Source organism: Candidatus Baltobacteraceae bacterium (assembly GCA_036559195.1).
Classification (GTDB): Bacteria; Vulcanimicrobiota; Vulcanimicrobiia; order Vulcanimicrobiales; family Vulcanimicrobiaceae; genus JALYTZ01.
Map to the genome: position 1 here is coordinate 1 of DATBTN010000025.1, position 8484 is coordinate 8484.

The following is an 8484-nucleotide window of genomic DNA, read 5'->3' on the forward strand; positions in this document are numbered from 1 at the left end:
CGATCTCGCGATCGCGTTAACCACGAGCGGGCGCGGCCCGTTTCTGCTGGCGTTTAGCGTCGTTGCCTGCGTCGCGTTTGCGGTCGCGCGCGAGAGCGTGCTCGTGCCCGTCGGCGTCATCGTTTCGCAGACGCTCTCGCAGGGCGTCGTCGAACTCATCAAGCATCGATTTCATCGCATCCGGCCCGATAATTGGATCGCCGGGCGCGAACTGGGCTACTCGTTCCCGAGCGGGCACGCGACCACGTCGGTCGTGTTTTACGGTGCGTGGCTGACCCTCGCCGTAATCGCTCCGATTCCCACGCCGCTGCGGATCGCGCTAGTTGCCCTGCTGCTCTGCTGGATGCTGGGCATCGACTGGTCGCGCTTGGCGCTGGCCGCGCACTACGCGACCGACATCGTCGGCGGTACGCTCTTCGGCCTCGGATGGCTCTTCGCGACGTGGGCGGTCTTCACGCATCTGCATCTGCTCACGCACGCTCCCACGCTTGCTCGCTGAAACTCCGTCCGCGTTTCGGGGTAAGGGAACGGCATGAAGCTCTTTCGCACGCTCTTCTTAGCCCGCACCAACATCCTGCGCGTCGTGCCCCTCATGCGCGACGCCCGCGTCTCGCTCGGCCTCAAAGGCATCGCGATCGCGCTGGCACTCTTCATCATCTCACCGCTGAATATTTTAGGCGATATTCCGCTGCTCGGCTTCTTCGACGACGCCGCGCTGCTGCTGATGCTCTCCACCTGGTTCGTCAGTCAAGCGACGCGCCACATCGAACGTCGCGTCTCGCCGGTTCCCGGAAGCGCGCTCGAGACGCTTTAGCCTACGTGGTGCAGAGCGTATCGAGCGCTCTTCGCGCGACGGGGTCCTCCGGCGCACCTTGCAGGCGCGTGTAGGTCAAGATAAACGCGTGCGTCTTACCGACGGAAAAGACTTGCTCGGTGTCGACCGGGTGCGTGCCGAACGATAGGTTTGACTCCAAGAGCCAGCCGTTTTGCGTGCCGTTGCACAACTTCTCGGTGTGCGAGATCTTGACGGCTCCGCGGCCGCCCACTTGCTCTAAGCCCATCTTCGCGGCACCCGCAAATATCTCGACCGCCACCGGCGCGTCGAGCGATTCGTTCCCAAGGTTGATGTTGTCGGGCGATCCGGCCCCCTTCACCCACATCGTCGTTATCGTCACCGGCCCCAAATGCATCTCGAAGTCACGTTTGACCCAGCCCGGCGGAGGAACCAGGACGGCGCCCTGGGCGCCTGATGGCGGCACGGACGGTGCGTCGAGCGCGCGTGCGGGACCGGGACCGGCGAGCAGCGCAACGGTCAAGGCCGCCGCGATCGCGCATACCCGATGAAAGCGCACCTGGGACTCCTCGCAAGCAAAAGAGAGGCGGCTCATACCGGCCGCCGCTCTTCTTTCGCCCTCGGGGGAGTTTTTCAGCCTAGCCGCGGTAGCGCAAGAAGGCCGGGACTTCGATGTCGTCCATGTTGAGCGGAGCGACCGCTTCCATCTTGCCGTCCGAAGACGACGAGGCGAAGTTGAAGCCGTTCTGGGAGCGCGAGTAGCTGCGGCTCGAGCCGAAACCGGCGGCCAACACCGTGACGCGCACTTTGCCCGACATCTGCGGATCGATCGACGCGCCGAAGATGATCTGCGCGTCGTTATCGACGGCGCGCGCGATCATCTCGGCCGCTTCGTTGACTTCGTACATCGCCATATCCGGACCGCCGGTGATGTTGAAGATCACGCCGCGCGCACCTTCGATCGTGGTCTCGAGCAGCGGCGATGCGATCGCCTTCTGCGCGGCGTCGGCGGCGCGATGCTCGCCGGTGCCTTCGCCGATGCCCATCATCGCCGAGCCGGCGTCGCTCATGATGGTCTTTACGTCGGCGAAATCGAGATTGATCAAACCGGGCTGCGTGATCAAATCCGAAATACCTTGAATGCCCTGGCGCAAAACGTCATCGGCGAAGGCGAACGCTTCGTTGAGCGGCGTGCGTTTTTCGATGACTTGCAGGATGCGTTCGTTGGGAATCGTGATGAGCGTGTCAACCTTCGACTCCAGCTCCGCGATGCCGTGTTCCGCGAGCTGCATGCGTTTGCGTCCTTCGAACGCGAACGGTTTGGTTACGACGGCGACGGTGAGCGCGCCGGATTCGCGTGCGATCTCCGCAATGATCGGCGCCGCGCCCGTTCCGGTGCCGCCGCCCATACCCGCGGTGATAAATACGAGATCGGCGCCGTCGAGAACCATCGCGAGATCCTCGCGCGACTCTTCGGCCGCCTCGCGAGCGAGGTTCGGATTGGCGCCCGCGCCGAGACCGCGCGTGAGACCGCTGCCGATCTGCACCGTGTTTTCGGTGAGCGAGTTACGCAGCGCTTGTACGTCCGAGTTCACCGCGAAAAAGTCGACGCCCGAAAGCCCCGCTTCGATCATGCGGTTTACCGCGTTACAACCGCCGCCACCGACGCCGACCACCTTGATCGTCGCCGCGTGATCGGGCATATAGCGCTTCGCGTCTGCCATGTTATTCGATGCCTCCAAAAGTGGAAGTTGTGTGCCTGTGTGCAGTAATTCGGACGGGTCGTTTAGTTCCATAGGTCGCTCAGCCATTTGCCGAGCTTGCTGAAGATCGATGGACTGCGTTTGATGTAGTCGTGATTCGCTATGCCGCCGGTTGGGCCGAAGAGCACGAGGCCGATCGCGGTCGCGTACTGCGGTTGTTTCATCGCATCGGTGAGGCCGGCGATCTGCGTCGGCGTGCCGATGCGTACCGGCAGGCCGAACGTTTCTTCGGCGAGCGGCTCGATACCAATCAAGTGCGCGCCGCCTCCGGTCAACACGACTTCGCCCAAAACGAGATCGCGCGGAACGTTTTCGATGATCTTGCTCTTGGCCATACGGAACGTCTCGACGACGCGCGGCAAGACGATCTGGCGCAGCTGGTTGCTCGATACTTCGCGCGTCGCGCGGCCGTCGAGCGTTTTAACGGCAAACATTTTTTCTTCGTCGCCGTCGCGCGTGCCGGCGCCGTACGCCCGCTTGATCTGCTCGGCTTCGCCAGTGGTCGTTTTGAGCCCGAGCGAGACGTCGTTGGTGAGGATGTTGCCGCCGACGGGAACCGTCGACGTGTAGATCGCTCCGCCGCCGGAATACACCGCGATATCGGTGGTGCCGCCGCCGATATCGAGCAACACGACGCCGACTTGCTTCTCTTCTTCGAGCAGCGTTGCGGCGGAACTCGCGAGCGGTTCGAACACCAAGCCCGCGGATTCGAGTCCGGCGCGGTGCACGCATTTGAGCACGTTCGTAATGAACGTGGTCCCGCCGGTGATGATGTGCGTATCTACTTCCAAACGCCCGCCGGCCATGCCGACGGGGTCTTCCACGCCGTCTTGACCGTCTACGGTAAAAAAGCGCGGCAGGGCGTGAATGATTTGCCGGTCGGCCGGCAGGTTGATGATCTTGCTCGCATCCACGACGCGTCGCACGTCGGCGATGCCGACCTCACGATCTTCACTCGCGACCGCGACGACCGCGCGATTGTTGGTGCTGCGGATATGCTCGCCGGTAACGGCCACGTATGCCTCGGCGATGTGTACGCCGGCCATGCGCTCGGCTTTTTCAACGGCCGCCTCGATCGACTTGATCGTCTCCTCGAGGTCGGTGACCACGCCCTTGCGCATGCCGAGGGAGGGAGCCTCGCCGTAGCCGATGATTTCGAGGCCGCTGGGGCCCTCGGCGGCGACGACCGCGCAGGTCTTCGTCGTTCCGATATCGAGGCCGGCTACGGTCTCGTGCTTCATCCGCGTACTTCCACCTAACACAACAGCAATGCCGGTTCTTTGATCCGAACCGCTTAAACCCCATATATTGTGCCTCGTTAGCCTAATCCCTACAATGTATAGCGGCTCCAGGCGAGGTTCGTGAGGAGGTTAGCGGGTCCTCAAGACGTTCCTTGCGAGCATCCTGTCGATAACTGGGCCCGGCCTTAAACCTTCTGGCCCATACGGCCGAAAGAACTGTTGATATGGATGCCAAACGCACGAGTCTTGAACGCGGGCTGACCTACGCATTTGCACTGGTCCTCCTCGTCGTCATCGCCATGGTCCCCGTCGCAATCTACGCGATGATGGGTATTACCGCGCAGGCCCAGGTTCTGCACGATACCATCATCCGCGGCGAGCTCGCCTACGTGAAGGTGGCCTCCGACGCGGACACCCTGCGAGCGGCCTCGATCGAGGCCGCAACCAACGCCGACCCGCTCAAAGCGGCCGCGGCGATGTCCTCGGCCAAGGCGATGCTCGCGCAGTTTCCCGAGGACGCGCGCAAGATGGAGGACTTGACCGGCAAAGATCCTTCGGTTGCGGCGCTGGTTAAGGCGTTCAAGAACAGCGCTTCGGTCTACGATTTCCAGGCGCTCTCCGGAGTGAGCCTGCTCGCGAGCGGCAAGAAAGCCGACGCGCTCAAACAGATCGAGGGCGCGAGTTCGGTTGCCTACGCGCAACAAAGTAAAGACGGCCAAGCTCTGCTCGACGGCTTAAAAACGGCTTCCGACACCGGTTTCGCGGCGCTGCTGCAGGCGCGTAACTTCGCGCTCACTCTGCAAATCGCGGGCGCGATTGCGGCCTTCTTGATCGCGGTCTTCGCGATGAGCTGGTTCCGGCGTGCGATGCTGCGCGGCGTCGGGCGAGTCGTCGACACGTTCGAAGCGATGGGCAGCGGGGACCTCACGGCCCGCGTCGGCTGGCGCGGAAAAGATTTGCTCGGCCGGCTCGGTCAGGGCGTCGACGCGCTCGGGGAACGGCTCGCGACCGTGATCGCGACGATCCAGCACTCCGCGGTCACCGTGCAGGAAGCGAGTTTTCGCTCGAGCCAAACCGCCATCGAAGTCAACGCACGCGTCACCGAAGAGATCGCCGCGCTTGCAAAAGCGCTCGAATTCTCCACCGACGTCGCCGGCTCGGCCGGAACCGTCGCCGAAAACGCGGAGCAAGTCGCGCGCCGCGTGACCGACATTTCGAGCGCCGTCGCCGAGATGGCCGCGTCGATCCAAGAGATGGATCAGAACCTTCTCAACCTCGCGACGACCGTGGAACAAGCCGTTGCGAACACGCAAGAAATGTCGGCCTCGATCGTGCAAGTCGCCGGCAACGCCGAGCGCGTGCGCGCCGAATCGACCAACACCGACAAACAAGTACGCGACGGACGCAACGAAGTCGCCGCGCTTTCGCTCGGTATGTCGTCGATCAGCGATACCGTTGCCGACGTCGTTACCGAAATGCAGAGTTTGGATCAAGCCTCGCGCCAAATCGGCGAGATTCTCGGCCTGATCGAGGAGATCGCCGACCAAACCAATCTGCTCGCGCTTAACGCCGCCATCGAAGCGGCGCGCGCCGGCGAACACGGCCGTGGCTTTGCGGTCGTTGCCGACGAAGTTCGCAAGCTTGCCGAGAACTCGGCCAGCTCGACCAAACAGATCGGAGCGCTCGTCGCCGATATTCAACGCCGCACCGGCGCCGTGCTCGAACGCAGCGCCAAGGCCAACGGCCTGGTGCAGAACAACGCTCTCTCGGCGAAGTCCGTCACGCAGATGATCGAAGGTATCAGCACGCGGGTTACCGAGATGGCGCAGCTCGTAAGCGAGATCAGCATCGCGACTACGGAGCAGGCGCGAGCTTCGGAAGAACTCGCGAAAGCGAGCGAGCAGATGGGCGCGATGACGCACGAAGCGGCGGCCACCATGCGCGAGCAGGCCATCACTTCGAACCAAATTCTCGAGAGCGTCTCGGAGATCGAGTCGCGAACGGGCGAAGTGGCCCGCGCGAGCCAAGAGCAGCAAGCAGCCATCGAAGCGCTTGGCGGCACCATCCACCACAGCTCGGAGCTAGGCCGTGAGAACTCTTTGGCCGTCACCGACGTTGCAGGACAGACGGCAGACGTGCTGGCACAGGCATCGACCCTCCAGGAGCTGGTCGCCCAGTTCCAGGTCGGCACCAACGGCCATGCGCCCGCTCTCAACGGAAAAAAATCCGCACCGGCCCTAGAAGACCCAGGGGCTCTTGCGCTATCATCGTAGGCTAGAACAGGACACCGCGAGTGTCGGGTATTAGCTTTTATCCCCGGGCTACTTCATCCAACGGAGATCACAGTGCGTAAAACGATTGCCTCCCTCGCTCTTCTCGCGGCGCTCGCCGCTCCCGTGACGGCCCTGGCCGCCTCGATCGACGCCTCGCTGATTCCTGACGGTACGTACACCGTTAAGGTCGAGCGGGTCGTCGATAGCAAACACATGCAGGTCGCGATGGATAACGGAGCCGAGACCGTGCTCTCAGCCACGCGCGCCTCGGTCGACTTCAGCTCGCTCAAGCCCTCCGACAAAGTGATGCTCTCACTCGGTAAGGGCCAGGTTCTCGTCTACAAAAAGCTCGGCTAGCGAAAACGTGCCGGCGATAAGACAACGAGGGACGCATTTGCGTCCCTCGTTGTCTTAATCTCCATCTATTTGGTTTCGCAGGATTCGGATCGTATCTCCGACGGCAACTCCGGCTTCGAGAACGGATAGACCGTTTGATAGTCATACCCGGGCCGAGACGGAACGTATCGGGCGTTGAAAAGCCTGTGCACGCCTTCGCCGGCGCCGGCAGCTAATTGAATCCAACGTTTGCCACGCTGATCCACGTACATCCAGCCGATTGTCGCCGACCGCCGCGTGTCGATCAGTCGAGACATCATCTGTATTTCCGCCATCGAGCTTTCTGCTGCTTTCGGGTCCTTTCTGCGAACCGCGCGATCCTCGATCGCATAAAACCCCGCGGCATCGCCAATTGGACGAGGCGCGTTGCACGGATTTATGATGGAGTGCGATGGAGGCGCGTCCTTGGTGAGTAGAATGGAAAGCAGTAATGCAATCATTTGTAGTGCCTCTTCATTTAACTTGAAACGCAAGCGTTGAAGTGAGTTGCCCTGCACCGGCCCGGAACAAAACCGAACTACATGTAAAGCATCATTTTGCCGTTTATTTCCGGTAAACGACCACCGGCGTCGAGGGCGCACGCAGATCCACGGCCGCGATTGGGCGGCCGGATCGCGAGACCTGCGAGAGAATCGGATCGATCAGCGGAATCGTCTTGGCCAATTCATCCCGATCGCCGAAGAGGATTCGCACCCCGGCGCGCGTGGTCGCCTGGAGATCGCCGAAACGATCGAAGCTCAGCCTCGAGACGATCACGTGACCGGCGAGCAATGCGTCGTAGTCGCCGCGCATTTGACGCACCGATTCGATTTTTAGAAATACTCCGGCGTTCACGACCGGTAGGCGTTTAAGCGCGAAGATCGGCAGCGTGGATGGCGGCGCGTCGAGCGACAGCACGCGCAGATCGTGATCCACGAGCGCGCGCGAACCGCTCGATGCGACCGCGATGACCGCGTAGGGGACGCGCTGCGTGATCTCGATCGTCACGCCGGCGGGCAGACTCCGGCGAACGCGCGCGGTCGCCACGTACGGAATTGCCTCCACCCGGCGCGCCGCAGCGCGCGTATTCTGTAACCAGACGTTTCGATCCGTCGCTATAGCGGCGCGGGCCAGTATCTCGCCGCCCGGAACGCTCGTGTTGCCGATGACGCGCACGGTTCGAGGGAAAAAGCCGGGCCAGGTGGCGCCGTAATACGCGCCGCCGGCAGCGGCGACCAGCACGATGGCAAACAGAATCCAAAACGGACGCAGGCGCGCGGCGGGCGAGGGTTTTCGCCGCTGCGGCGACTTCTTTTGCGCCGTCACGAAAGAACGAACCGTTCGATGGCTTCGGCCACGCCGTCGTTCGCTACGTCGGCCACAATGGCGTCGGCCGCCGCACGCAGTTCCGGCGGCGCCGAACCCATCGCGACGCCGAAGCCGACCGCGCGCAACAGCGGAGCGTCGTTCCACGAATCGCCGATCGCCAGCACGTGCTCCATCTCGATACCCAGATGGCCGGCGGCAATCGCCAGCGCCTTCCCCTTATCGACGTTTGCGTTCATCACCTCGACGAACTCGGGGAGGCTGCGCGTTACGTAGGCGCGATCGCCGAGCAGGGCGGCGATGCGCGGCAAGTGCGCCTCGGCGATATCCGGCGGCGCCACGAAAACCGCCTTGGTCGCATCGCTAGCCGCGAATTCATCTCCGAGCGAAGGGACGATGACCGGCGCCACGCCGGCGATGCTTGCGTAGAGTTTCGCCCAGTCGTTCAATCGTTCGCAGTAAAAACGATCGTTCTTGTAGAGTTGCAGATGCAAGCCTTCGCGCCGCGCGTACTCGACGAGCGCGAGCACTTCGGGGTTTCGCAGCGGGACGTCGAGGAGAACGTCGTCGCTCCCGGGATCGATCACGGCGGCGCCCTGATAGCAGACGACCGGCGCGTCGAGTTTGAGCCGGCGCGCGTAGGGCAGCGCCGAACGGTACATCCGGCCGGTGACGAGCGCGCCGCGAACGCCGCGCCGCTGCATTTGCGCGAT

General features: G+C 62.8%; 10 protein-coding genes. 4 read left to right on the top strand and 6 right to left on the bottom strand.

The features are described 5' to 3' along the window. Positions 1-499, top strand: a 499-nt coding sequence (locus VIG32_02690; protein HEY8296912.1) for a phosphatase PAP2 family protein, incomplete at its 5' end; no start/stop codon positions are given. 33 nt (positions 500-532) lie between these two features. After that, complete coding sequence (locus VIG32_02695; GenBank protein HEY8296913.1) at positions 533-814, top strand: hypothetical protein; 282 nt, start codon at positions 533-535, stop codon at positions 812-814. A 1-nt stretch (position 815) separates the two neighbouring features. On the opposite strand, the gene VIG32_02700 is transcribed toward VIG32_02695, so the two are convergent. The 3 genes from VIG32_02700 to ftsA all read right to left on the bottom strand — a co-directional run bounded on the left by VIG32_02700 (position 816) and on the right by ftsA (position 3797). Beyond that, positions 816-1388: a hypothetical protein gene (locus VIG32_02700; protein HEY8296914.1), complete on the bottom strand. Its 573-nt coding sequence runs from the start codon at positions 1386-1388 to the stop codon at positions 816-818. 43 nt (positions 1389-1431) lie between these two features. After that, positions 1432-2517 carry a cell division protein FtsZ gene (ftsZ, locus tag VIG32_02705; GenBank protein ID HEY8296915.1) on the bottom strand — a complete coding sequence of 362 codons (1086 nt, stop codon included), beginning with the start codon at positions 2515-2517 and terminating at the stop codon, positions 1432-1434. A 62-nt stretch (positions 2518-2579) separates the two neighbouring features. Further along, on the bottom strand, positions 2580-3797 hold the full coding sequence (gene ftsA / locus VIG32_02710) for a cell division protein FtsA (protein ID HEY8296916.1): 1218 nt from the start codon (positions 3795-3797) through the stop codon (positions 2580-2582). A gap of 224 nt (positions 3798-4021) precedes the next feature. Between ftsA and VIG32_02715 the strand changes: the two genes are divergently transcribed. Further along, positions 4022-6070: a HAMP domain-containing methyl-accepting chemotaxis protein gene (locus VIG32_02715; GenBank protein ID HEY8296917.1), complete on the top strand. Its 2049-nt coding sequence runs from the start codon at positions 4022-4024 to the stop codon at positions 6068-6070. A 72-nt stretch (positions 6071-6142) separates the two neighbouring features. Continuing rightward, positions 6143-6427 (top strand): hypothetical protein, encoded by a 285-nt coding sequence (locus VIG32_02720; protein ID HEY8296918.1) that lies wholly within the window; start codon positions 6143-6145, stop codon positions 6425-6427. Between the two features lie 65 nt (positions 6428-6492). Here the strand turns inward: VIG32_02720 and VIG32_02725 are convergent, their stop codons facing one another. The 3 genes from VIG32_02725 to VIG32_02735 form a co-directional block, all read right to left on the bottom strand. After that, positions 6493-6906 carry a hypothetical protein gene (locus VIG32_02725; protein ID HEY8296919.1) on the bottom strand — a complete coding sequence of 138 codons (414 nt, stop codon included), beginning with the start codon at positions 6904-6906 and terminating at the stop codon, positions 6493-6495. Between the two features lie 103 nt (positions 6907-7009). Then, complete coding sequence (locus VIG32_02730; protein HEY8296920.1) at positions 7010-7771, bottom strand: FtsQ-type POTRA domain-containing protein; 762 nt, start codon at positions 7769-7771, stop codon at positions 7010-7012. Further along, on the bottom strand, positions 7768-8484 hold a 717-nt coding region (locus VIG32_02735; protein ID HEY8296921.1), incomplete at its 5' end, for a Cof-type HAD-IIB family hydrolase. The genes VIG32_02730 and VIG32_02735, both read right to left, overlap by 4 nt.